Origin of the sequence: Streptomyces chisholmiae (assembly GCF_031845445.1) — a bacterium.
GTDB classification, from domain to species: domain Bacteria; phylum Actinomycetota; class Actinomycetes; order Streptomycetales; family Streptomycetaceae; genus Streptomyces; species Streptomyces chisholmiae.
On the sequence record NZ_JAVREO010000198.1, the window covers coordinates 1 to 447 of the forward strand.

Sequence of the window (447 nt, forward strand, 5' to 3'; positions counted from 1 at the left end):
TCCCAGACCACGTCATCCGGCGTCTTGTCCGGCCGCAGACCGCGCCAGCTGGGCTGACGCAGCCGGTGGTCAGTGGTGCGCTCGCTGTAGCGGACCTCCCCCACGAGCTCGGGCCGCACGAACGTGACCCCCTTCGCGTCGAGCTTCGGCAACGGTTTGTCGAACGGTGACTCGTCGGTCTGCAGCGGGGCCAGCATGCCTTTGAGCTTGGTCAGTTCCTTGTCGGTGAACCCGGTGCCGACGCGCCCGGCGAACTGCAGGCCGTCGGGGCCGGGCACGCCGAGCAGCAGCGCGCCGATGCCACTGCTGCGCCCGCCCTCTCCCTGACGCCAGCCGCCGATCACCGCTTCCTGCGTGTTCCAGATCTTGTCCTTGATCCAGGAGGCCGACCGCCGGCCCGGCTGATACGTCGAGTCCCGCTTCTTGGCCACTACCCCTTCGAACCGG

Annotated in this window: 1 protein-coding gene; it reads right to left on the reverse strand. The window is 69.1% G+C overall.

Annotated features, from left to right (window positions below):
• The coding region (locus RM844_RS32795; RefSeq protein WP_449657338.1) for an ATP dependent DNA ligase at nucleotides 1–431 on the reverse strand (431 nt) is incomplete at its 3' end.
• Between the last annotated feature and the right edge of the window lie 16 nt (nucleotides 432–447).